This window comes from Hymenobacter sp. BT559 (genome assembly GCF_017571525.1).
Lineage (GTDB): Bacteria > Bacteroidota > Bacteroidia > Cytophagales > Hymenobacteraceae > Hymenobacter > Hymenobacter ginsengisoli.
Genome location: NZ_JAGETY010000021.1, coordinates 31,365 through 53,941, shown reverse-complemented (window position 1 = coordinate 53,941; position 22,577 = coordinate 31,365). Strand labels below are relative to the sequence as shown.

Annotated in this window: 23 protein-coding genes; 13 read left to right on the top strand and 10 right to left on the bottom strand. The window is 65.7% G+C overall.

Features of this window, described 5'->3' with window-relative positions:
- Positions 1-7: 7 nt before the first annotated feature.
- The 3 genes from J4D99_RS20855 to J4D99_RS22300 form a co-directional block, all read right to left on the bottom strand.
- On the bottom strand, positions 8-4,441 hold the full coding sequence (locus tag J4D99_RS20855) for a CusA/CzcA family heavy metal efflux RND transporter (protein WP_208133686.1): 4,434 nt from the start codon (positions 4,439-4,441) through the stop codon (positions 8-10).
- Positions 4,442-4,631: 190 nt separating this feature from the next.
- On the bottom strand, positions 4,632-4,961 hold the full coding sequence (locus tag J4D99_RS20850; protein WP_208133685.1) for a DUF6660 family protein: 330 nt from the start codon (positions 4,959-4,961) through the stop codon (positions 4,632-4,634).
- 599 nt (positions 4,962-5,560) lie between these two features.
- On the bottom strand, positions 5,561-5,656 hold the full coding sequence (locus J4D99_RS22300; RefSeq protein ID WP_019949226.1) for a recombinase family protein: 96 nt from the start codon (positions 5,654-5,656) through the stop codon (positions 5,561-5,563).
- A gap of 104 nt (positions 5,657-5,760) precedes the next feature.
- Between J4D99_RS22300 and J4D99_RS20840 the strand changes: the two genes are divergently transcribed.
- The 13 genes from J4D99_RS20840 to J4D99_RS20780 all read left to right on the top strand — a co-directional run bounded on the left by J4D99_RS20840 (position 5,761) and on the right by J4D99_RS20780 (position 15,027).
- The gene (locus J4D99_RS20840; protein ID WP_208133684.1) at positions 5,761-6,672 is read left to right on the top strand and encodes a LysR substrate-binding domain-containing protein; all 912 of its coding nucleotides are present in this window, start codon (positions 5,761-5,763) and stop codon (positions 6,670-6,672) included.
- A gap of 136 nt (positions 6,673-6,808) precedes the next feature.
- Positions 6,809-7,210, top strand: coding sequence for a hypothetical protein (locus J4D99_RS20835; protein WP_208133683.1), 402 nt, complete (start codon positions 6,809-6,811; stop codon positions 7,208-7,210).
- 183 nt (positions 7,211-7,393) lie between these two features.
- Positions 7,394-8,464, top strand: a complete 1,071-nt coding sequence (locus tag J4D99_RS20830) for a YeiH family protein (protein ID WP_208133682.1) — start codon at positions 7,394-7,396, stop codon at positions 8,462-8,464.
- Positions 8,465-8,604: 140 nt separating this feature from the next.
- The gene (locus tag J4D99_RS20825; protein ID WP_208133681.1) at positions 8,605-9,735 is read left to right on the top strand and encodes a c-type cytochrome; all 1,131 of its coding nucleotides are present in this window, start codon (positions 8,605-8,607) and stop codon (positions 9,733-9,735) included.
- A gap of 74 nt (positions 9,736-9,809) precedes the next feature.
- Positions 9,810-10,304, top strand: a complete 495-nt coding sequence (locus tag J4D99_RS20820) for a DsrE family protein (protein ID WP_208133680.1) — start codon at positions 9,810-9,812, stop codon at positions 10,302-10,304.
- 53 nt (positions 10,305-10,357) lie between these two features.
- On the top strand, positions 10,358-11,314 hold the full coding sequence (locus J4D99_RS20815; protein ID WP_208133679.1) for a molybdate ABC transporter substrate-binding protein: 957 nt from the start codon (positions 10,358-10,360) through the stop codon (positions 11,312-11,314).
- A 61-nt stretch (positions 11,315-11,375) separates the two neighbouring features.
- Entirely contained in the window at positions 11,376-12,092 is a 717-nt protein-coding gene (locus J4D99_RS20810; RefSeq protein ID WP_227610421.1) for a substrate-binding domain-containing protein, read from the top strand.
- 116 nt (positions 12,093-12,208) lie between these two features.
- Entirely contained in the window at positions 12,209-12,409 is a 201-nt protein-coding gene (locus J4D99_RS20805) for a hypothetical protein (RefSeq protein WP_208133677.1), read from the top strand.
- A 65-nt stretch (positions 12,410-12,474) separates the two neighbouring features.
- Positions 12,475-12,762 (top strand): hypothetical protein, encoded by a 288-nt coding sequence (locus tag J4D99_RS20800; protein WP_208133676.1) that lies wholly within the window; start codon positions 12,475-12,477, stop codon positions 12,760-12,762.
- Between the two features lie 3 nt (positions 12,763-12,765).
- A complete protein-coding gene (locus J4D99_RS20795; RefSeq protein WP_019949216.1) occupies positions 12,766-13,416 on the top strand; it encodes a TMEM175 family protein in 651 nt (216 codons plus the stop codon).
- An 83-nt stretch (positions 13,417-13,499) separates the two neighbouring features.
- Positions 13,500-13,985: a hypothetical protein gene (locus J4D99_RS20790; RefSeq protein WP_208133675.1), complete on the top strand. Its 486-nt coding sequence runs from the start codon at positions 13,500-13,502 to the stop codon at positions 13,983-13,985.
- Between the two features lie 88 nt (positions 13,986-14,073).
- Positions 14,074-14,736 carry an MBL fold metallo-hydrolase gene (locus tag J4D99_RS20785; RefSeq protein ID WP_208133674.1) on the top strand — a complete coding sequence of 221 codons (663 nt, stop codon included), beginning with the start codon at positions 14,074-14,076 and terminating at the stop codon, positions 14,734-14,736.
- Between the two features lie 9 nt (positions 14,737-14,745).
- On the top strand, positions 14,746-15,027 hold the full coding sequence (locus J4D99_RS20780) for a YidH family protein (protein WP_208133673.1): 282 nt from the start codon (positions 14,746-14,748) through the stop codon (positions 15,025-15,027).
- 102 nt (positions 15,028-15,129) lie between these two features.
- On the opposite strand, the gene J4D99_RS20775 is transcribed toward J4D99_RS20780, so the two are convergent.
- From J4D99_RS20775 to J4D99_RS22295, 7 genes are all read right to left on the bottom strand, one after another.
- Positions 15,130-16,602 carry a YncE family protein gene (locus J4D99_RS20775; RefSeq protein ID WP_208133672.1) on the bottom strand — a complete coding sequence of 491 codons (1,473 nt, stop codon included), beginning with the start codon at positions 16,600-16,602 and terminating at the stop codon, positions 15,130-15,132.
- 107 nt (positions 16,603-16,709) lie between these two features.
- Positions 16,710-17,939, bottom strand: a complete 1,230-nt coding sequence (locus J4D99_RS20770) for a hypothetical protein (RefSeq protein WP_208133671.1) — start codon at positions 17,937-17,939, stop codon at positions 16,710-16,712.
- Between the two features lie 111 nt (positions 17,940-18,050).
- On the bottom strand, positions 18,051-19,457 hold the full coding sequence (locus J4D99_RS20765) for a YncE family protein (RefSeq protein WP_208133670.1): 1,407 nt from the start codon (positions 19,455-19,457) through the stop codon (positions 18,051-18,053).
- A gap of 97 nt (positions 19,458-19,554) precedes the next feature.
- Entirely contained in the window at positions 19,555-19,989 is a 435-nt protein-coding gene (locus J4D99_RS20760; RefSeq protein ID WP_208133669.1) for a DUF305 domain-containing protein, read from the bottom strand.
- A 130-nt stretch (positions 19,990-20,119) separates the two neighbouring features.
- Positions 20,120-20,899, bottom strand: a complete 780-nt coding sequence (locus tag J4D99_RS20755; protein WP_208133668.1) for a LytR/AlgR family response regulator transcription factor — start codon at positions 20,897-20,899, stop codon at positions 20,120-20,122.
- Positions 20,896-22,011 carry a sensor histidine kinase gene (locus J4D99_RS20750; RefSeq protein WP_208133667.1) on the bottom strand — a complete coding sequence of 372 codons (1,116 nt, stop codon included), beginning with the start codon at positions 22,009-22,011 and terminating at the stop codon, positions 20,896-20,898. Before J4D99_RS20750 ends, J4D99_RS20755 begins: the two co-directional genes overlap by 4 nt.
- A 228-nt stretch (positions 22,012-22,239) precedes the next feature.
- Positions 22,240-22,548, bottom strand: coding sequence for a 4-fold beta flower protein (locus J4D99_RS22295; protein ID WP_345229262.1), 309 nt, complete (start codon positions 22,546-22,548; stop codon positions 22,240-22,242).
- Positions 22,549-22,577 lie beyond the last annotated feature (29 nt).

Sequence of the window (22,577 nt, the reverse complement as noted above, 5' to 3'; positions counted from 1 at the left end):
AGCAGCCTTATTGGCCGCCTAAGAGGTATTCCAGCTCGATGACGGTCTGGTTGTGCTGCAGCAGGGCGTCGAGGTAGTCGAGGCGCAGGCGGCGGGCGCGCTCCAGGTTGAGCAGGTATTCGGAGTAGCCGGTTTCGCCGGCCTTGTAGGCGATGGTGGACAGGCGGGTGATGACCGTGGCCTGCGGGAGGGCGGTGGTTTCGAAGTAGCGCAGGCGCTGCTGCTGCTCGGCGCGGCGGGCCAGCAGCTCATCGAGCTGGCCGGCTATTTCGGCGCGGTAGCGGTCGAAGCTGGCTTGGGCTACCTGCTCCTGTAGGCGAGCAGCTTGCACGCGGGCCTTTTGCGGGCCGCGCAGCAAGGGCACGGCCACGCCGGCCTGCACGCCCTGGAAGCGGGCGCCGGGGCCAAAGTATTGTTCGGTGCCCGCGGCGTCGAGGCGCTGGTAGCCGATGATGCTTTGGTTGAAGTAGCCCACCGTGAACTCGGGCAGGCCGGCAGCCTGGGCCACGCGGGTTTCGGCGCGGCGCTCGGTGACCTGCTGGGCCAGTACGCGGGCCTGGGGGTTGGAGAGCTTGAGCAGCGTATCTGCCAGGGCGGGCGCGGTGGTGTCGGCTAGCTGGGCGGCACCCATCAGCGACAACGGACGCAGCAGGCTGTCGGCTACTTGCACCGCGTTGGGGACTTGCAGCAGGGCCTGGAGCTGGCGCTGGGCCACCCGGAAATCGGTGCGGGCGGCCAGGAGCTGGGTGCGGATTTCACCTTGCTGCACCAGAGCGGTGGCAGGCTCTAGTCGGGCGGCCTCGCCGGTTTTGAAGCGCAGGTTAGCAGCGCGCAGAAACTCGGTGTAAACGCTGTCCTGGCCGCGCAGCACGCGCAGGCGGTGGCGGGCGTGGACGGCCTGCTCGTAGTTGAGGCGAACCTGGCGGCGGAGCTCGGCCTGCACCTGGGCCAACTGGGCTTGCTGCCCGGCGATGCGGGCATCGGCCAGGCCCGCGGCGCTGCGGTACACGCCGGGCAGGGCCAGCGACTGCGACACGGTGAATTGGTTGTCGCGGTTCTGGGAGTTGTATTGGCCATAGCTGGCCTGCACGGTGGTGCGGCCGAAGTCGTAGGCGGTGCGGCGAATGGCCTGCTGGGCTTCGAGGGCGCGCTGGCCGGCCAGCACGGTGCCGTTGGTTTGCAGGGCTTGGGTAACGGCCTGCGGAGCCGTGAGGGGGCTTTGGGCCTGGCTGAACAGCGGCAGCAGAAGCAGCGCCAGCAGCGAGGCAACGGGCAGACTCTTGGCGTTGGCTGGCTGGGGCTTGGGGGTGGGTTCTGCGTTCTTTTTTCGTTCTGAAAGGGCGTAGAGCACGGGCAGCACCAGCAAGGTGAGCAGCGTGGCCGACACCAGGCCGCCGATGACGACGGTGGCCAGCGGGCGCTGCACTTCGGCGCCGGCGGATTGGGCCAGGGCCATGGGCAGGAAGCCGAGCGAGGCCACGGTGGCGGTCATCAGCACCGGGCGCAGGCGCACTTCGGTGCCGCGCAGGATGCGTTCGGTGGGGTCGGTGATGCCTTCGGCTTTGAGCTGGTTGAAGTAGCCGATGAGCACAATGCCGTTGAGCACGGCCACGCCGAACAGGGCGATGAAGCCCACGCCGGCGGAGATGCTGAATGGCATGCCGCGCAGCCACAGGGCCGCGATGCCGCCGATGGCCGAGAGCGGAATGGCGGTGAAAATCAGGACCGACTGTTTGAGCGAGCGGAAGGTGAAGAACAGCAGCACGAAGATGAGCACCAGGGCCACGGGTACGGCGATGCTGAGGCGGTCGGTGGCTTGGCGCAGGTTTTCGAACTGGCCGCCGTAGGTGGTGTAGTAGCCCGGGGCGAATTTCACCTGCTTGTCCATTTTGCCTTGCAGTTCCTCGACCACGCTTTCCACGTCGCGGCCCCGCACGTTGAAGGCCACGCTGATGCGCCGTTTGGCGTCGTCGCGCTGAATCTGGTTGGGGCCTTCGCGCAGCTCCACGTTGGCGACCTGCTCCAGGGGCACCTGGCGGCCGTTGGGGGCGGCGATGAAGAGCCGGCGGACGCTGTTGATGTCCTTGCGCAGGTCGGAGCGTAGGCGCAGCACGAGGTCGAAGCGGCGCTCCTGCTCGAACACCTGGCCGGCGGTTTCGCCGGCGAAGGCGGTTTGCACGGTGCGGTTGACGTCGGCCACGTTGAGGCCGAACTGGGCGAGGCGGTTGCGGTCGAGCTGCACCACGATTTGCGGCAGGCCGGTGACTTGTTCAATGTAGACGTCTTCGGCCCCTTTCACCTGGCGCACGAGGCGGCCGGCCTGCTGGGCGTAGTCGGCCAGCTGCTGCAGGTCCTCGCCGTAGATTTTGAGCACCACGTCCTGCTTGGCGCCGGAAATCAGCTCGTTGAAGCGCATCTGGATAGGCTGCTGGAAGCCGAAGGTGACGCCGGGCATGACGCTCAGGGCCTGGGCCATCTTGTCGGCCAGCTCCTCGCGGTTATCGGCCGACGTCCATTCTTTTTGGTCTTTGAGAATAATCATCAGGTCGGCCGCCTCGACGGGCATGGGGTCGGTGGGGATTTCGCCCGCGCCGATTTTGGCGACGACTTCCTTGACTTCGGGAAACTGCTTTTTGAGGATGCCCCCGGCTACCTGAGCCTGCTCGATGGTGTAGCTGAGCGACGAGCCGGTGAGCACGCGCATTTCCACGGCGAAGTCGCCCTCGCTGAGCGTGGGGATGAACTCGCCGCCGAGGGTGCGAAATAGGAAAAAGCTGCCCACTAGCAGGGCCACGGCGGTGAGCAGCACCGCGGCCTGGTGGCGCAGGGCGCCCTTGAGCAGCGGGTGGTAGAGGCGGGTGTAAAAGGCCATCATCCGGTCGGAAATGGTCTGTTTGCTTTCGGTGCTGCGGCTTAGGGCCAGCGCCGACATCATGGGCACGTAGGTGAGCGAGAGGATGAAGGCGCCGAGGATGGCAAAGGCTACGGTTTCGGCCATGGGCCGGAACATCTTGCCCTCGATGCCGGCCAGGGCCAGCAGCGGGAGGTAGACGATGAGGATGATGATTTCACCAAAGGCAGCTGAGGAGCGGATGTTGCTGGCAGCGGTGTAGGTTTCGTCGTTCATTTCCTCCTGGGTGAGCTGGCCGCCGGCGGCGTGGCCGGGCGCGTGGCCGCCGTGCAGGCGGTGCACAATGGCTTCGACGATGATGACGGCCCCGTCGACAATGAGGCCGAAGTCGATGGCGCCGAGGCTCATGAGGTTGCCCGACACGCCGAACAGGCGCATCATGCTGACGGCAAAGAGCATGGCCAGCGGAATGACGGAGGCCACGACCAGGCCGGCGCGCCAGTTGCCGAGAAAGAGCACCAGCACGAAAATCACAATCAGGGCCCCTTCGAGCAGGTTTTTGCTGACGGTGTGAATGGCGCGGTCCACGAGAGCGGAGCGGTCGAGGAAGGGCTCGACGGTGACGCCTTCGGGCAGGGTTTTGCGGATGGTGGCCATGCGCGTTTTCACGTCTTTGATGACCTCCGCCGCGTTGGCACCCTTGAGCATGAGCACGAGGCCGCCGGTGACTTCGCCCTGGTTGTTGAGCGTCATGGCCCCGTAGCGCACGGCCGAGCCATAGCGGACGTCGGCCACGTCGCGCACCAGTACGGGCAGGCCGGCGCTGGTGCTGCGGATGACGATGTTGCCGATGTCGGCGGGCGAGGTGGCCAGGCCTTCGGTGCGGATGAAAGCGGCGGTGGGGTTTTGGTCGAGGTAGGCGCCGCCGGCATTCTGGTTGTTGGCGGCGACGGCCTGGTACACCTCGTTGACGGTGACGCCCAGCGAGCGCAGGCGCTCGGGGTCGAGGGCCACTTCGTACTGCTTGAGCAGGCCGCCGAAGGAGCTCACGTCGGCCACGCCGGGGGTGCCGAGCAGCTGGCGGCGGACTATCCAGTCCTGAATGGTGCGCAGCTCGGTGGCGTTGTACTTCTTCTCGTAGCCGGGCTTGGCGCGTACTAGGTACTGGTAAATCTCGCCCAAGCCGGTGCTCAGGGGGGCCAGCTCGGGGCGGCCGGTGCCGGCGGGAATCTGGCTTTCGGCTTCTTTCAGCCGTTCCGATACCTGGGTGCGGGCCCAATAGATGTCGGTTTTGTCTTCGAACACGACGGTGACCACCGAGAGGCCGAAGCGCGAAAAGGAACGGACTTCGACGCGGCCGGGGATGGTGGCCATGGCCTGCTCGACGGGGAAGGACACCAGGCGCTCAATCTCCTGGGCGGCCAGGGAGGGGGCCACGGTGTACACCACCACCTGGTTGCTGGTGATGTCGGGGAGGGCGTCGATGGGGAGGCGACTCAGCGAGTAGCTGCCCCACGCGACGAGGGCCAGGGTGAGCAGCCCGATGATGAGCTTGTTGTGAATGGAAAAATGAATCAGCCGGTCAAACATCCGTTGCTGTGGGGGTTAGGTCTAACGCTTCGGGAAAACCTGCTGGCCTACTGCTCCCGACCTTTAAAGGCGGGAGCGCGGCATACTCGCTGGCGACTAGTCCGTTACAACGGATAGCGGCCAGCAGCCCGAATGCCCAAAGGGGCGCCCAGGCTACCCCAGCGGGGGAGTCAGCAGGAAACGGAAAGGGTTAGGCCTGGGGCGGCTGCCACACGTCCCCGGAGGCCCGGGTCGGGGAGCCCACCCGCATGCGGGCGTGGCGCAGGGCCATGGCCCAGGTCACGGCGGGAGCCGCCGTCAGCGCTGGCAGGGGTGCCAGCGGCACCACGGCCCCGCCGCAGCAGTGGCATTGGCACAGCGGGGAGCACCAGTCGCCCAGGGCGCCGGCGTTGCAATCGGTGTGCGAGGCCGCGGCCACGGTGGTCTGCTTGGCGTCTTTGCACACGACTTCGCCGTCGGCGCAGGTCAGCGTCGAGAGGCAGGCAAAGTAGAACGCAAAAAACAGGGCAAGCAGGCGCATCGGGGCAAAGGTAACGATAGGGGCAACTTGTCGGCTACCGCATGTACCGGCACCAGCGGGCAAAGGTTCACATACCATTCAGGAGGCAAGTCCCGCGGTAACCGCAGGGACTTAGCTTCAGTCAAGGAGTTAGTATTGGCCTTGGTTAAAAGTTTGGTACAAAGGTTAAACGGGCGGGGCCGCAGGAAACTCCCAGTCGAAGGCAAAAAGGGCCTCCAAATCGAAGGGGAGTGAATCTTTTAGGGCGTCGTCCGAGAAATCGAACTCGCCGTGCAGATTGATGTGCTGCCAGCTCGCCCGTGAGCTGGCAGCACATCAATCTGCCACGGACTAGCGCTCGGCCGCCGGGGCATGAAGCAGCTACTGGTTGGAACAAAGGCAATTCCAACAGACGGTTACGTTCTGCACCAGCCGTTTGCAAGGGCCTGCTTCCGTGGGTGGTCGCATGCCCGCCGTCGCCCGCTCATGGATACTCTCGCGGCCATACCCAGCCAGCGCGGCGAGAGGCCCAAGACCGACCGTCCGGCCGGGGTGGCCGTATCGATGCCTAGGTCCAGAGCGACGAAGCGGACCTGCCGGGCGTGCAGAGCGGCCACCACCTACGTGATGTGGGCGCTGTTGCGGCCCAGCCGGTTCAGGCGGGCTAAAGTCACCGTGTCTCCGGCACGCAACGTGGCCAGCCGCTCGGTGAGCACCGGGCGCTGTGAGCGTGCCGCTGATTTTTTCCCAAATCAGGCGGTCTACGCCCGCGACCTTTAGTTGTCCATATCAAAATGTCACATCTGCGTACTTTGCCGCCATGTCCGATTTCCGTCTGCGCGTATTTGCTGCCGTGGCCCGGCACCTGAGCTTCACCAAGGCCGGGCAGGAGCTGTTCGTGAGCCAGCCGGCTGTCACCAAGCACGTTCGGGAGCTGGAGGCGCAGTACAACCAGCGCCTGCTGGAACGGCGCGGCAACCGCGTCACCCTCACCGAGGCCGGCCGCCTGCTGCACGCCCACGCCGAGGCCGCCGCCGCCGCCCAGCAGCAGCTGGAAGACCAGTTGCTGGGCCTGCGCGACCCCGACGAGGCCGCCGGCCGCCTGCGCCTGGGGGCCAGCACCACGCTGGCCCAGTACGTGCTGCCGGGGCTGCTGCCCGCCTTCCAGGCCCGCTACCCGCAGGTGCAGCTCTCGTTTCTGAACGCCAACTCCGAGCGCATTGCCGAGGCCCTGCTGCGCGGCGAGCTGGACCTGGGCTTCGTGGAGGGCCGCACCAAGAGCCACGACCTGCACTACGAGCTGCTGCTGCCCGACGAGCTGGTGGCCGTGCGCCGCACCACGCCCGGCGGCCCGCCCGCCGCGCCGCTGCCCCTGGCCGAGGCGCTGGCCCACCCGCTGGTGCTGCGCGAGCGGGGCTCGGGCACGCTGGAAATCCTCGAATTTGCCCTGCGGGCGCAGCACATCAAGCTCAGCGCCCTGCCCGTGGCCATTTACCTGGACAATACGGAGGCTATCAAGCGCTACCTCGAAGCCGCGCCCACTGCCCTGGGCTTCGTGTCGCGCCGGGCCCTGGACCGCGAGCTGGCGGCCGGGCTGCTCGAAATCGTGCCCATTGCCGGGCTGCACCTGGCCCGGCAGTTTGAGGCGGTATCGGTGCAGGGGCAGCCGCTGGCCCGGCCGGCGCAGCGGTTTCTGAGCTTTGCGCAGGCCCAGTTCAAAGGAGCCCGGTAAGGAGCCGGATAAAGAATGGTGATGCCGGATAACCATTCGGTATCCAGCCGTTTGCCTGCTGGCGGCCTTGCTCGCGTATCCTTGTAGCGTAGGCGGGCCGGTTGGTTCGCTCGTCGTCACCGCACTAGCTCCCCTCTTGGAAAACACCCCGCAGCCCACCCCCGCCAATCCGCAGCCCGCCGACCAGCAGGCCGCCCACGACGGCACCCCGCAGTACGGCGATTTCGGCCACCCGGCCGACCCCAACGCGCCCCGTCACTACCAGGCTTCCACCAACGACGGTTCGAACGACAACCCCGACGAATTCAGCGAGTTGCGTGGCAAGCACGCCGCCGCTACCGAACATTACTGCATGACCGAAGCCATCGCCGACCCCCATAAGCAGCGCGGGCACGTCGAGCAGAACCAGCACCCCGAAGCCATTGCCGCGGCCGAGGGGGGCAACGCCGCCGAGGAGCGCGCCGCCTACGCCCTCGACGACCCGCGCTACGCCGGCGGCGATGTGTTCGATTTGAAAGACCAGCAAACTGGCCTGTAGCCGGCGGCTTCTGAACGCGGCTCCCCCACGGCCGGTCTGCACAGCGCAGGCCGGCCGTGGCTGTTTCAAGGGGTAATATCGGTTTGGTTTTAATAACTTTTGGTTATGCAGGATAACATGATTGGATAATCCATGAGGCAGGGGTCGCCGTATATTTGCCTCAGAAACAAACCCCTCCCGCTCATGGCACTCCCGGTTCATCCCGCAACTCCCCAGGCCCCCGAGGCGCAATTTGCTCCCGCTTCGACGCCGGTAGCGGCCGCCTCCGAATTCAACGAAACCACCGGCTTCTTCCGCCACCTGCACACGCCCCGCGTGGCCTTTGGGCAGGACTTTACCCTGAAGCAGGTGGTGTTCGTGCTGTTCTTCGTGTTCTGCCTCACGCCCTGGGCCTCGCCGCCCATTGCCCTGGCGCTGGGCCTGCTGCTGGCCCAAACCATCGGCAACCCCTTCACCACGCAAACCAAGCAGGCCACGGCCAAGCTGCTCCAGTTTTCGGTTATCGGGCTGGGCTTTGGCATGAATGCCCACGCGGCGGTGCAGGCCGGCAAGGAGGGCATCATTTTCACGGTGGTGTCCATCTTCGGCACGCTGCTGCTGGGCCTGGTGGTGGGCCGGTGGCTGGGGCTGGGCAAGCACGTGGTGCATTTGATTTCGTGCGGCACCGCCATTTGCGGCGGCTCGGCTATTGCGGCCATCGGGCCGGTGCTGCGGGCCAAGGACGAGGAAATGTCGGTGGCGCTGGGCACGGTGTTCGTGCTCAATGCCGTTGCTCTGTTCGCCTTCCCGCCCATCGGCCACGCCCTGGCCATGACGCAGAACCAGTTCGGCCTGTGGTGCGCCATTGCCATCCACGACACCTCTTCGGTGGTGGGGGCGGCGGCGGCCTACGGCAACCAGGCCCTGGAAGTGGCCACCACCGTGAAGCTGGCCCGCGCCCTGTGGATTATCCCAATTTCCATCGGCACGGCCATGATTTTCAAGCAGAAGGGCGTGAAGGTGAAAATTCCCTACTTCATCTTCGGCTTCATCGCCGCCATGCTGGTCAACACCTTTATTCCCGCCGCCAAGCCCCTGGGCCCGGTGATGGTGAACCTGGCCAAAATCGGCCTCACGGTGACGCTGTTCTTTATCGGCGCGGGCCTCTCGGCCAAGGTGGTGCGCTCGGTGGGAATAAAGCCCTACGTGCTGGGCATCCTGCTTTGGGTGGTGATTTCGACCGGCTCGCTCTACGTGATTCTGCACACGGTCTAGCCGCCTGAACGGGGCAGAGCGGCCGAATGGTAGCGCTTGCTTTGCCCGATTTAACTAATTGACTGTCTGCATTCCGCAAAACAAGTTGTTTTGCGCGCTGGCTGGCCTTTGCCGCCTGTTTCACCTCTCTCCTTGGCCTCATGGAAACCACTCCCGACCCCTCGCCTCGGCTGCAGCCGGAAGACAAGCAGGCCTTCATCAAAATAGCTGGCCTGCTGACCTGGGTGATTGCCCTGATGGTGCTGGTAGTAGCCGTGACGGCCTACATCGTCGTCTTCAACCCCAAAACGCCCGACCTGCTGGCCGATGCCCCGGCCACGACGGCCACCGCTGCGAGTGGGCCTGCGGCGGGCTTGCCTGACGTTGCCGGGGGGGCTGTGGGGAGCAAAACCAACTTCTTCCAGCCCGCTCGCTTCGTGCTCGACAGCGTGAAGCCCGACCCGGAGGGCCAGCTCATCCGCTACGGCCACGAGCTGATTGCCCACACCGCCCACTACCTCGGCCCGCAAGTGGCCAACCCGGCCCTGCGGCTGGCCGGCAGCAACCTGGCCTGCCAGAACTGCCACCTACAGGCCGGCCAGAAGGCGTTTTCGGCCCCCTACGTGGGCATCTGGGGCATTTACCCCACCTACAAAGGGCGCGAGGATGCCATCAGCACCCTGGAGGACCGCATCAATGGGTGCATGACGCGCAGCCTCAACGGCCGGCCCCTGCCGGTGGACGGCAAGGAGATGAAGGCCATCATCACCTACATGAAATGGCTGGGCCGCCAGGTGCCAGTGGGGGAGAAGGTGAAGGGCCAGGGTTTTGTTAAGTTCACCATGCCCAACCGCGAGGCGAATCTCGGGCAGGGCAAAATCGTCTTCGCCCAGCAGTGCACCAGCTGCCACGGAGCCAATGGCCAGGGCCGCCTCAACGGCACGCTGGCCGCCGATGGTTACCAGTACCCGCCGCTGTGGGGACCCGACAGCTACAACGACGGGGCCGGCATGCACCGCCTGCAAACGGCGGCCCGCTTTATCAAGGCCAATATGCCTTTCGGCGCCACGGCCGAGCACAGCATCCTCACCGATGACGCCGCCTACGACGTGGCCGCCTACATCAACTCGCTGCCCCGCCCGCGCATGGCCCACCTGGAAAAGGACTACCCCAACCTCAAAAAGAAGCCCGCCGACTGCCCTTACCCGCCTTACGCCGACCGGTTTACGCAGCACCAGCATCAGTTTGGTCCCTACGCGGCGATGGAAGCGGGCAAAAAGGGCGGCGAGTAGCCCCGCACCGATTTCCAGTTTCACCCCTTTCGTTTTCACCGCGCTGCTTCGGTGGTGCCATTTCCCCAGTTGCCATGAAACACCTGCTGCTGACCGCCGCGCTGCTCGCCGGCCTCACCCTCTCGGCCCGCGCCCAGACGCCCGCCACCCGCAACGCCACCGCCATGCATGACCGCGAAGCATTTCAAAAAGGTGCCTTCCAAGGGGCCACGGCCGACCAGGCCCAGTACCACGTCATCTACCAGCTCGACAGCGACGACTCCAAGCTCATCCAGCAGACGCTGCGTAACATCGGCAACGCGCTGGAGGACAGCCGGCTTAAAGGCAAGCTCACCGTGGAGCTGATTGCCTTCGGCGGGGGCACCACACTCTACCGCAAGGACCAGCCCTACGAGGCCCAGCTCACGGCCCTGAAGCAGAAAGGCGTGATTCTGGCCCAGTGCCTGAACACACTCAAGGAAAAGAAAATCAGCAAGGACGAGCTGCTGCCGCTGATTTCCTACGTGCCCAGCGGCAACGGCGAGCTCATTATCCGGCAGGCCCAGGGCTGGTCACTGGTGCATCCGTAGCGCCGGGCTCTCCGCTGCTTTCGTGCTTTTCTCCGCTTTCCTTACCCAACCCCATGAGACCCCTTCCGCACCTGCTGCTGGCGCTGGCACTGGCCGCCCCGGCTACCCTTTTCGCCCAGACCATGCCTATCCAAAAGCCCACGCCGCCCGAGCCGGCCAACCGCTTTGACCCGCCCTGGAACGCGCCGTTTCAGGCTGGAGTGCCCTTCACGGTGCCGGGCATCGACAACGCGCCCGACCTCTACGGCGACGTGGTGGACCCGCAGCTGGTGGTGTTTTTCGGGGGCAACCAGTTCATGGTGCTCGATGATTTGCTGAAGGAGTTCCGCAAGGCCCACCCCGAGTACGTGCGCATTTTCGTGGAAACGCTGCCGCCCGGCATCCTGGCTAAGCAGATTACGCAGGGCAGCCTGGTAGTAGGCAACCTGCGCATCGAGCTGAAGCCCGACGTGTACGCGGCCGGCAAAAACCGCATGGATATGACGCCGGAGTGGTTTGCCCGCACCACCAGCTACGCCCAGAACCGGCTGGCCATCCTCGTGCGCCAGGGCAACCCCAAGAAGGTGACCAGCCTGCGCGATTTGGGCCGGCCCGAGGTGCGCGTGAGCATGCCTAACCCCGAATGGGAAGGCATCGGCAAGCGCATCGAGGAATCGTACGAGAAGGCCGGGGGCGCGGCCTTGAAAACGGCCGTGATGACGACCAAAGTGAAAGCCGGCAGCACTTACCTGACCCAGATTCACCACCGCCAGTCGCCCCTGCGGGTGCTCTACGACCAGTCCGACGCGGCCCCGGTGTGGTACACGGAGGCCTTTTATCAGAAAATGCTGGGCCACCCGGTGGAAAGCGTGGCCATCCCGGCCAAGGAAAACATCATGGCCAACTACGTGGCCGGGGTGATGAAAGCCGCGCCCCACGCCAAGGCCGCCGAAGACTTTGTGGCCTTCCTTAACAGCCCAGACGGGCAGGCCGTGTACCAGAAATACGGCTTTTTGCCGCCCGTTAAGTAACGCGCTAATACCCATGAAAACATCCCCGCTTACCCGGCTCCGCCGCTTCGCTCTATTGCTCATGTCTCCTGCTCTGCTCGCGGCCGCGCCGGCCGCCGCCCAAACCCTGCACGTGTACGGCCCCGGCGGCCCGGCCACGGCCATGAAGGAATGCGCCGCCGCCTTCACCAAACAAACCGGCCTGGACGTGGCCGTCACGGCCGGCCCCGAGCCCAAGTGGCTGGCCCAGGCGCAGCAGGACGCCGACCTGGTGTACGGCGGGGCCGAGTACATGCTCACCCAAACGGAGCTGGCCCACCCCGGCTTTATCGACGAAGCCAGCCGCACCAGCCTGTATGCCCGCGAGTCGGCGGTGCTGGTACGCCCGGGCAATCCGCTGCACATCAAGCGGCTCGAAGACCTGGCCCGGCCCGGCGTGCGCCTGCTCGACGTGAACGGGGCCGGCCAGATGGGCATGACCGAGGACATGGCCCGCACCCCGGCCCTCATCAGCAACCTGCAGCACAACACCAAAACGTCGGTCAAAACCAGCGCCGAGGCCGTGGCCCTCTGGCAGCAAAAGCCCCAGGACTACGACGCCTGGATAACCTATGCCTCCTGGCAGCCGCGCCTGCCCGGCTCGGCCCTCGTGCGCCTGCCCCGCGACCAGCGCGTGAGTCGGGGCACGCCCATTGCCCTCACCCAGCGCACCACGCAGGCCGCCGCGGCCCGGCAGTTCGTGGCCTTTCTGCAGTCGGCCGACGGGCACGCCATTTTCCGCCGCAACGGCTGGGAATAGGCCGGGCGTTGGCGGCCGGAAAGCAAACACGAAGAACGTCCTGCTTCGGCTGCGCTCAGCAGGACGGGCAAATGGCTCTTGGTTTTCACTATTCCACCTTGCTTTCCCGCATTCGCATGGCTATTCCTTCGCTTCCGATGCCGGTGCCTAGCACCCCGCCCCCCCCCCCGGCCGACCACGAAACGCCGCACTGGCTGTTTCGCTACATATTCAGCCAGGACCCCAAGACCATTGCCAAACAGTACCTGCTTACGGGCATGGCCTGGGCTCTGGTGGCGGGCACGCTTTCCACGCTGTTTCGCTTGCAGCGGGGCTAACAAAGCAAGTTTGAAAATACGGGCCGCCGTACCTGCGGCAACCGCTTCTCCATCATCCAAACCCCATGACCCGTCTCGCTCAACTCCCCGGCCTGCTCGCCCTGACCGGCCTGCTGCTCACCGCCATCAACCTACCGGGTCACGGCCAGGAAGGCGGCAAAATGCTTAAAAAAGAAGGCAAAACCGACGACAAGTTGCTGCGCGAAAACCGCCGCATGATGCGCGACGGCCGCGTGAACCACGGCCAAAGCCTGAGCAAAGAGCCCAAGCTCGTTCGGGAAGAAGACCGGCTGGACCATCGCCAGGCCCCCGCCCCGCGCAAAACCCGGCGGGCGGGCGGTTCGCCGCGCTAGCCGATGGCCCAGTCTTCGTCCCACGCACCGCCCCTGGCCTACACTGAAGTAGCGGGCCAGAGCCTGCGCCGCATCGAGTCGCTCAGCGACGGCGTGTTTTCCATCGCCATGACCCTGCTCGTGCTCAACCTGCGGGTGCCGGCCGCCGCCCTGGTGCGCACCGAGGCCGACGTGGGGCCGGCCCTGCGGGCGCTGCTGCCCAGTATCGGGGGCTACGTGCTGGGGTTTCTCTCGCTGGGCATTTTCTGGGTGTGCCAGAGCACGCAGTTCACCTACCTGGCGCGCAGCGACCGCCGGCTGGCCTGGTGGCACATTGCCTTTCTGCTGGTGGTGGGGCTGCTGCCCTTTTCCACGGCGTTTCTCACCACCCATTTCCCCCTGCGCGGGGCCGTGCTGGTGTACTGGGCCAACCTGCTGCTGCTGGGCGGGGCGTTGCTGGGCAGCTACCGCTACGCCCAGCGCCACGGACTGCTGCGGCCCGAACACGCGGCCGTGGGCCGGGCCCTGGTGCGCCGCCTGGGCCTGATGCAGGTGCAGTACGCGGCAGCGGCGGGCCTGTGCTTGCTCAGCGTGCCGGCCGGGGCGGGGCTGCTGCTGCTGGTGCAGCTTAACTACGCGCTGGGCCTGGTGGCCGACCGCTGGCTGGGCGACTGAAGAACCCATCGGGGCCAAATGGTGCCGCGTGGGTGGCCGTATACTCCCCCATTGCCTGTCCTATTTCCTTTCTGCTCCCTCCCATGAAAAAACACCCCCGCCTGTACCTGGGCCTGCTGGCCGGCGTGGTCGCCATCACCGCCAATACGCTGGTGCTGAAAGCGGCCCCGCTGATGGCCGTCAACGCCGAAAGCGGTGGCCTGCTCAAGCTTGGGCTGCTGCATACCACGCCGGTGTTGCCGGCCGGGCTGCTGCCCGTGGTCAAAGCCGAGGGCTTCAAGCTGCTGTTTCATTACCTCACGGGGCTGGGCATGGTGGGGCTGTACGTGCTGGTGTTCGAACCCCGGCTGCCGGGCAATGGCTGGGTAAAAGGCGGCCTGTTTTCGCTGCTGCCCTGGGTCCTCAACGGCTTCGTGGTGCTGCCGCTGCTGGGGCATGGCTTGGCGGGCGGGCACGTGCTGACGGCCGGCGGCATGGCGTACTTTTTTGTTGCCAACGCGGTGTTTGGGCTGGTGCTGGGCGGGCTGTATGCGTACCTGCGCCAGCAGCAGGAGGCGGCAGGGGTCTAGCAGCGCTGGTTTCCGTAAGCGTTTGCCTGTTAAATTTCCGCTCTTCTCGGCGCGCATTTCCGTCCTTCCCCACTATTTAAGTCTGGGCATGAAAATCACCAAATACATCCATTCCTGCCTGCTGTTTGAGCTCGACGGCCAACAAATTCTCTTCGACCCCGGCAAGTTTTCCTTCAACGAAGGCCTGGTGCAGCCGGACGTTTTCAAAGACGTGTCGGTCGTCCTCATCACGCACAATCACCCCGACCACCTCGACGTGGCGGCGCTAAAGAAAATCGTGGCCCTGCGCCAGGCCGTCATCATTTCCAATCGTGAAGTGGCGGCCGAATTGAAAAAGCACGGCCTGGCCGTGCAAATCCACGAGGAAGGCCCCCTGGAGTTGGGCGCGTTTCAGCTGCAAGCCATTCCGGTGCAGCACGAGGCCATTCTCGACAGCCCCTTGCCACAGATGACGGCCTGGCTGGTGAATGGCAAGGTGCTGAACCCGGCCGACTCTTTTGCGCACAACCTGCTGCAATTCGCGGGCGTGGAGCTGCTCATTCTGCCCGTCACCGCGCCTTTTCTCACGGAGCTGGTGGTGGCCGATTTCGCCCTGAAAATGCGGCCGCAGCAGATTCTGCCCGTGCACGACGGCTACCTGAAGCCCTTCTTCGTGCAGCAGCGATACGAGAACTACGGGCCGTACTTTGAGAAGCACGGCATCACGTTTCACCGGCTGGCCGAACCGGGCGCGGCCATTACCCTCCCGTAGCCCACCCCCATGCCGCTTACCCCCACCAACCCCCTCGCCCTGTCGGACCGGCTGGCCCTGCAACGGACCCGGCTGGCCAATGAGCGGACCTTGCTCACCTACGTGCGCACCAGCCTGGCACTGGTGGGCTTCGGGTTGGCGCTCCTTCAATTTCACCCCGAGCGGGGCGGCCGGTTGGGGTACTCCGCGCTGGCCGTGGCGGGATTGGTGCTGGCGGTAGGGCTGCTGCGCTTTCGGGCGCACCGCCGGGAGCTGGCGGCCTGCCAGCTCCCGGCTGGCGGCGGTGGTTGAGCAACCAACACCCCCGGTGCTACCCGAGCCAAAAGCGTTTGCACCCATAAAAAAGGCCCCTGCTGCGTCATGCACCAGGGGCCTTTTTGGTCAGCAGCCGGCTTACGGCTGCGTGAGCGTGACCGCGCCGGCCGGGTTCTTGTCGCCGAGCACCACCACGGCAAAGCGCCCCGCCAGCCGCAGCCGAATCTGGTAGTAGGCGTTGACTTCGACCGCCCCGCCATCATCGGTTTTGAAAGAAATGACGGGTTCCGGGGCCACCAGCGCGGTTTTGCTGTCCGACAGGTACAGCGTGTAGGTGGTGTTGGCGGCCAGCTGCTTGAGGGCCAGCACCATTTCGTCGAGGTCTTCGGTGGGGCGGATGGTGGCCCCGCCGCCCACGCCGGGCACTGGCTGCGTACCCAGGGGCACCAGCCGAATATTCACTGGCGTCACCGGCGTGAAGGCTTCGAGGTTGCCCGTGCCGGGGCTGCCGCCCCCGGCTTTCACCACGTAGAGCAGGGCCTGCGGGGCCTGGCCGCTGCCGGTTTCGGTGAGTTTGGTATTCGTTTTGGTGTCGATGCTGACCAGCGCGTCGCCGTTTTCCAGGCCCACGTAGAGCTTGCTGCCGTCGCCGTTGGGCCACACGCCGTGGGGGTTGGGGCCCACCGGAATGGTGGCCACCAGCTGGCGCTGCCGCGAGTACACTTTCACCACGTTTTCGCCGCCCACCGTCACATAGGCGAAGTCGCCGGCGCTGGCCCCGCTGAAGCGGGTGCCGCCGCCGGGGCCGGCCATGTTTACGTGGTTGGTGCCGGGGCCGGTGTCAATCACGCCTTCCACGGCGTAGGTCTGGGCATTCACCACGGTCACCTTGCCCACGTCTTTGTGCGTCATCCACACCTGCTGGCCGTCCTCGGTCACCACCAGATTGGGCGAAAACTTGCTCACCACCGGCACCCGGGCAATCACCGCGCGGGTCTTCACGTCAATCACGTCGAGCATCGCCGTTTGGGAGTGGTCCACGAACGCCACCTTGCCATCGGGCCGGAACACGACCATGCTGGGCTCGTGCTCGGTGGCGATGTTTTTCACCACCTGCAGCTTCTCCACGTCAATCACCGTCACGTAATCCTTGCCGCGCACCGCCACCCAGAACTGCTTGCCGTCGGGCGTGAAAAAGCCCTCGTGGGGGTTGCGGTCCACGTACACCTTGCCTTTCACGGTGTTGGTGGCCAGGTCAATGAAGATAACGGCGTTGGTGAGCGTGGCAATCACGCCCAGCGTCTTGCCGTCGGGCGACACGCCCAGCCCGTGCACGTTGGACTCCATATCATAGAGCGGGCTCAGGAACTCGGGCCGGCCCTTGCCCAGGCGAATCACGCCCAGCAGCCGGTTGGTGCTCGGGTCGTGCACCGACACCGTGTTCGACGACTGGTCGGCCAGGTACACCCGGTCGGCGGCGCTGGCCGCGACGGGGCCGGGGTCGGGCGGCACCACCATGTCGGGCAGGGTCTCCTCACTGTTCTTTTTCGAGCAGGCCCCGAGCAGCAGGGTGGCCGCGAGGGCCCAGGTGGATAAGTTAGTAATGCGCATGGAAGAATAAAATGGAGTGGAAGGGATGCTAAAAAACGAAGGCTGGCTCGTCGTGAAACGGGCCAGCCTTCGGACCGTTGCGGGGCTACGGCCTAAAATTCGGGGCCTTAGCGCGGGGCCGGGGTCAGCAGCTGGCCGTTGGCCACGGGGCTGATTTGCACGACTTGCGTGGTGCTGCCGGTTTTGCCGGCCGCGTCGGTTACGGCGGCTTTGATGGTGACGCTGGTTTTGCCGCCCAGCTGCAGGGTGCCGCCCACGCTCCAGCCGAAGGTGGTGCGCACGAAGCCGCTCGGGTCCAGCTCGCTGCCGGCTGTGTTGAACACCGGGGCCAGGTTGCCGCCGGCCGGAATCACGTTGCCGTTGGGCTGGAGCAGGGGCACGTCGAAGGTGACTTTCAGGCCCGGCACGTAGCGGTTCACGCCGGCGTTGGATTGCGTCTTGTCCTCAATCGTGCCGCGGTCGGCGGCGGGCTTGCCGAAGGTGCCGTCCCCGTTTTCGGCCACGTTGATGCCGTTGCGCGACTTATCGAGCGCCGACACCTGGATGAAAAACAGCGCGCCGCTGGTGGGCGGGACCGGCAGCACGCCGGCCGTCTGGATGCCGGGGCTGACGCTGCTGGGCGTGCGCGGGGCAATCATGGTCACCGTGGGGCCGTCGGGGTTGTCCACCGTGCCGTATGTGATGGGTTTGGGGGCGGGCGTCAGGGCCTCACCGCTGAGGGCCCCGTTGGGTCCGGGGCCTACTTTCAGCAAGCGGGTGGCCGTGACCTTGCGGCCGGCGCGGTCCGTTACCGAAGTCGTGAGTGTGAAGCTGCTGGTACCGGCCGCCACCGACTCCAGCACGTGCCAGCTCACCCAGGTGGTCACGCCGGGGCCGGGCGTGTCGTCGGTGCCGGCGATGTTGAAGAGCGAGGCCAGGTTGGTTCCCTTGGGGATGGTGCCGCCGTCGGGCTTAATCAGGTCCACGTCGAGGCTGGCCGCGAAGCCGGGCAGGTTCACGTTGGGCTGGCCCAGGGCGGCGGTGTTGCGGATGTTGAGGCTTTCCTTGGTGGGGATGGTGACGGTGTCCTTGGTCACGATTTCCAGGTTGATGGCGAAGCCCGTGCCGTTGTAGTCGGCCGTGGTGGCGTTGCCCAGCCGCCCGCCGGGCATGATGGTCGCGCCCTCCACCGGCGAGACGATGTTGAGCACCGGCGGCGCGCTGGTGTCGGCGATGGCCTCGTTGTCTTTCTTGCAGCCGCCGAGCAGCAGCGCACACGCCGCCACCGGCAGCAGAAACCGCTTGAGCGAATGCGCCCGCGAGCTGATGCCAGTGTGTTGATTGAAAATGGATTGCATATTGTAAGGTTGTGGTTACAAGTGAATTCAGTTTAGATTAGCTCGGCATTGCAGCAGGAATGGTTGTCCCGGCGGCCATTAATGGCCTTTGGGTGGCCGTCCAAAGGCGGACTATTCGGCCACCAAAACGGGTTCGCTGTCAGCGGCTTTGGGCGCGACGATTACCCGCGAAAACGTTTTGCCGGATGTATTCAAATCCCCGCCCGCGATGCGCTGCACCGGCCCCAGCGCCTGGCCCATGGCCCCGCCTTTGGCGTCGGTGCGCACGGTGGTCAGGGCGTAGTCGCGGGGGTAGAGGGCCTTGGTGCCGCTGGTCAGGAAGATGTCGTAGTCGGTGTTGGGCGTCAGGCCGCGCAGGGCGAAAGTGGCCAAATCCACCAGCCCTTCCGAGCGCAGGGTCATGGTGCCGGTGGCGGGGCCGGGCGTGGGCGGCTTCAGGGTGCGGACGAGGGCGGGCTGGTCCACCAGCTGCCGGCCCAGGCCAGTGGCGGCGGCCGCGCCGGCCGGCACGGCGTTGGGCACGTACATCAGGGCCATCGGGGCCTGCCCGACTTTTATTTTGGCCAGCACTTTATTGCTCACGGTGCTGATGGCCACGGCCGAGTCGCCGTTTTCCAGGCCCACGTACACCCGGCTGCCATCGCCCGAGGGCCAGATGCCGTGCGGCAGCGCCCCCACCGGAATGGTGGCCAACTGCTTAAAACCCGGGGCGCGGCTGTACACCTTCACCACGTCCTCGCCGCCCACCGTCACGTAGGCCAGCTTGCCGGCGGCCACGTCCACCGTGGCCACGTGGTTGGAGATGGGGCCGGTCGTCAGCACGCCGCTGATGGTGAGCGTCTTGGTATCCAGCACCGACACCTTGCCCACGTCCTTGTGCGTGAACCAGATTTGCTGGCCGTCCCGGGTAGGGAAGATATTGGGCGAGAAGGGGCTCACCACGGGGACCTTTTTGATGACTTTGTAGGTGGCCACGTCCACCACCGCCAGCTCGGGCGAAAAGCTGGAACACACGAAGGCGCGCTGGCCGTCGGGGCTGAAGGCCACCTGGCCGGGGCCGTTGGGCACGGGCACGCGGCGGGTTTCGCGCAGCGTGGCCACGTCGATGACGGAGAGGTAGTCCTCGCCGCGCACCGTTATCCAGGCCTCCTTGCCGTCGGGCCGGAACGTAGCCTCGTGCGGGGCGCGGCCCACGTACACGCTGCCCCGGATGGCATTCGTAGCCGTCTCGATGAAAGTGACGTTATTGGAGCCCACCGACACCACGGCCAGCAATTTGTGGTCGGGCGAAGCGCCCAGGCCGTGCACCAGCGCCTGCCCTTTGTAGAGCGCCGACAGCAAATCGGGCTGCGGCTTGCCCAGCACAATTTGGCCCAGCAGCTGGTTGTCGGCGGGGTCGATGACCGAAACGGTGTTGGAAATCTGGTCGGCGGTGTACACCCGGTCGCGGTGGCTCACGGCCTGGGCCGCGGCGGCGCTGGTAATAAGCAGCAGGCCGGGGAGAAGGGGAAATTTCATTTGGGATTGGGGGAAAAGAACATCATGCTGAGCATGTGGCGCATCAAGCCAGGAGCGCAGCCGTAGTCGAAGCATGACGGTTCTGATGGATTGGGCGCTATTTGCCAGAACTCTGGCTCGCCACCGGATGCTGCTTCAGCCAGGCGGCCATCTGCTGAATCTCGACCTGCTGCTCGGCGATGATGCTTTGGGCGAGGCGGCGCAGGGCCGGGTCTTTGCCGTAGAGCAGTTGCAGGCGGGCCATGTCCACGGCACCCTGGTGGTGGGGCAGCATCATGGCCGCGAAGCTGGCGTCGATGTCGTTGGGGTTGGCGCCGGTCATGCGGCGCATGCCCTCGTCCATCACCACCATCACCGAATCCATGCCGTGCTGGAAGGCGGCGACCGGGGTGCCCGGGGCGGCCATGCCGTGGTTCATGTGCATGCCGGCCATGCCCGGCATCGGTTTCGTGCCCGCCGGGTGGTGTTGGGCGCGGGCCGCAACGGCTCCGCCGAAGGTGAGCGCCAGCAAAAAGAGGAGGGATTTGGTCATGTCGTGCACCGGGGCCGCCCCGTTAGCGGGGGGCTGGAGGGCTAACGCGCAACCCGGGGAAATGACTGCCGCCGGAGGGCCAACTGGACCAATACCAGGTTGAACCGGACTTCAACGGCCCGGTCTGGGCTTAGGCGAAGCGCTTGAGCAACTGCTGCACCCCGGCGCTGTAGCTGCGCGAGGAGGTGACGTGCTGGCCGTTGGCCATGCGAAACAGGTACTCGCCGTGCGACCAGTGCTTAAAATCCACGATGTGGGCCGGGTTGACGATGCACGAGCGGTGGATGCGCAGGAACACGGCCGGGTCAAGCCGCTCGGCCAGCTGGCCCAGGGCCGTGCGCAGCGGGTAGTGCCCGCCGGCCGCGTGCAGCAGCACGCCGTTGCCGGTGGCTTCGAAGTAGCACACCTCGGCGGCCGGCACGAAGAAGCTGCGCGCCGGCAGTTTCACCAGAAACTGGTCCTGGTAGTCGGCCGCCGGGGCGGTCCAGCGGTGCAGCAGGGCCTCCAGCTCGGGGACGCGGGCCTGGTCCTGGCGCAGCGCCAGCTGCTGCTGCACCCGGCCTACGCAGTCGGCAAACCGGTCGGGGTCCAGGGGCTTGAGCAGGTAATCGACGGCGTGCAAGGCGAAGGCCTGCACCGCGTACTGGTCGTAGGCCGTCACGAACACCACCAGCGGGAGCGGCTGGCCGGCCGCCTGCAGCCGCCGCAGCACCTGCACGCCATCAAGGTCGGGCATCTGCACATCAAGGAAAACGACGTCGTATGCGCCGGTGTGCAGGGCGGCGAGGGCCTCGGTGCCGTTGGCGGCTTCGCCCGTTACGGCCAGCGCCGGAAAATCGGCCAGCAGCTCGCGCAGCAGGCTGCGCGCCAGGGGCTCGTCGTCGACCAGCAGCGTGCGGATGGGGCTCATGCGGGCTCTGGGGTAACGCCGGCCGCCGCCCGCCGGAACGGGATGGACAGGCGCAGGCAGTAGCCGCACGCCGGGGCCGACTCCACCGCCAGGGCATAGTCCGGGCCGTAGAGCGTGGCCAGCCGGCTTTCCAGGTTGCGCAGGCCGATGCCCCGCGCGGCGGTGTCGGCCGCGCCCCGGCCGTTGTCCTGCACTTGCAGCAGCAGCCGGTCGCCCTGTTTTTCGGCCCGCACGGCCAGCTCGCCGGCCCCGGCGCGGGGCGCCAGGCCGTGGCGCACGGCGTTTTCTACCACCGGCTGCAGCAGCAGGGCGGGCAGCAGCGCCCCCTGGGTATCGGGGCCAATGTCATAGCGCACGGCCAGTCGGTCGGGGAAGCGGGTTTGCTCGATTTCCAAGTAAAGGCGGGTGAGGCGCAGCTCCTGTTCCAGGGTCACTTCCTGCTCGTCGGTGCCTTCCAGTACCAGCCGCAGAAACTGGCTGAGCTGGGCCAGCATGCGCCGGGCGGCCTTCACGTCCTGGCTCATCAGGGCCGACACGGCGTTCATCGAGTTGAACAGGAAGTGCGGCTGGAGCTGCATTTTCAGGGCCTGCAGCTGGGCCTGCACCAGCTGGGTTTCGAGCTGGGCCGCCCGCACCCGCCCTTCGCGGTACCGCTCGCGGTACTGCACGGCGTAGGCAATGCAGAGCAGCATCCAGTAGATGGGCACCCAGTTGTTGGCGTTGGCGACGACGGTATTTAGAGAGATGGCGCCCGGCGTAGCCCCGCTGCCGTGCATCACGGTGGCGTACACCAACCGGTAAGCAAGCGTGAGGACGTAGCTGGCCGCCGCGTGGGCCAGCAGGTGCGGCAGCCGGTGGCGGCGTTCGAGGAGGTTGAAGCGCGCCGCCAGGGCGAACACCACGGGCGTGAGCAGCCCCCAAATCAGCCCGTGCAGCAGGCGCCCGCCCAGGGCCTCGCGCCAGTCGGTGGGCGTGCCGGCCGAGAGGTTCTGCACGAAAATCAGCAGCACCATGAACCCGCTGAACAGCAGCCACGCCAGGGCAATGGTGGGGCCGCTCACCAGGGGCGGGGTCTTCTGCGGCGTTTTCAAGGGCCCTGCGGTCGTGCTCATGCGCTTTAAAGGTAGCCAAACCCACCGCCACCGCGCCGTCCTGGCATTCAGAATGGCCTTTTTGGCGGGCCAATGGGCCTTCGGGCCAGCATGGGGAGCAGGCTCGAGCCAAACTACAGCGCTAGAAGGAGCCCCGGTAGTTAGCGGAAGAGGTAGAATGGCGCGAACTCATACCGGAGGGCCACACAATTTCTAACGGTTCGTTTAACTTTTGAACCAAACTTTTAATCAAGGCCAGTATTGGTCTAAGGCATCTACGGTACTTGCACGAGCAGCACGCGCCGCTCTGGCTGCTGGAGCTGCTGGAACAGCAGGTGTAGCGGGGGTGGCACGCACCGCACGTACCGCGCGAGCTGTCATATTCACCCGGCGCAGTATATAACACTCATCAACAATTTCGCCCAGGTAGTGCCCGTCCTTTCGCCACACCTCGCTGCCGTCTACCCAGCCAAGATACTTTGAGTTCTTATCAAACAGTCGGTCATTGTAGATAAAGCCAAAGTACTGGCCATTCCACCGGAATACTTTTGTTTTCATAAAGGTGATTTTGCGCGGTAGTGCCTTTG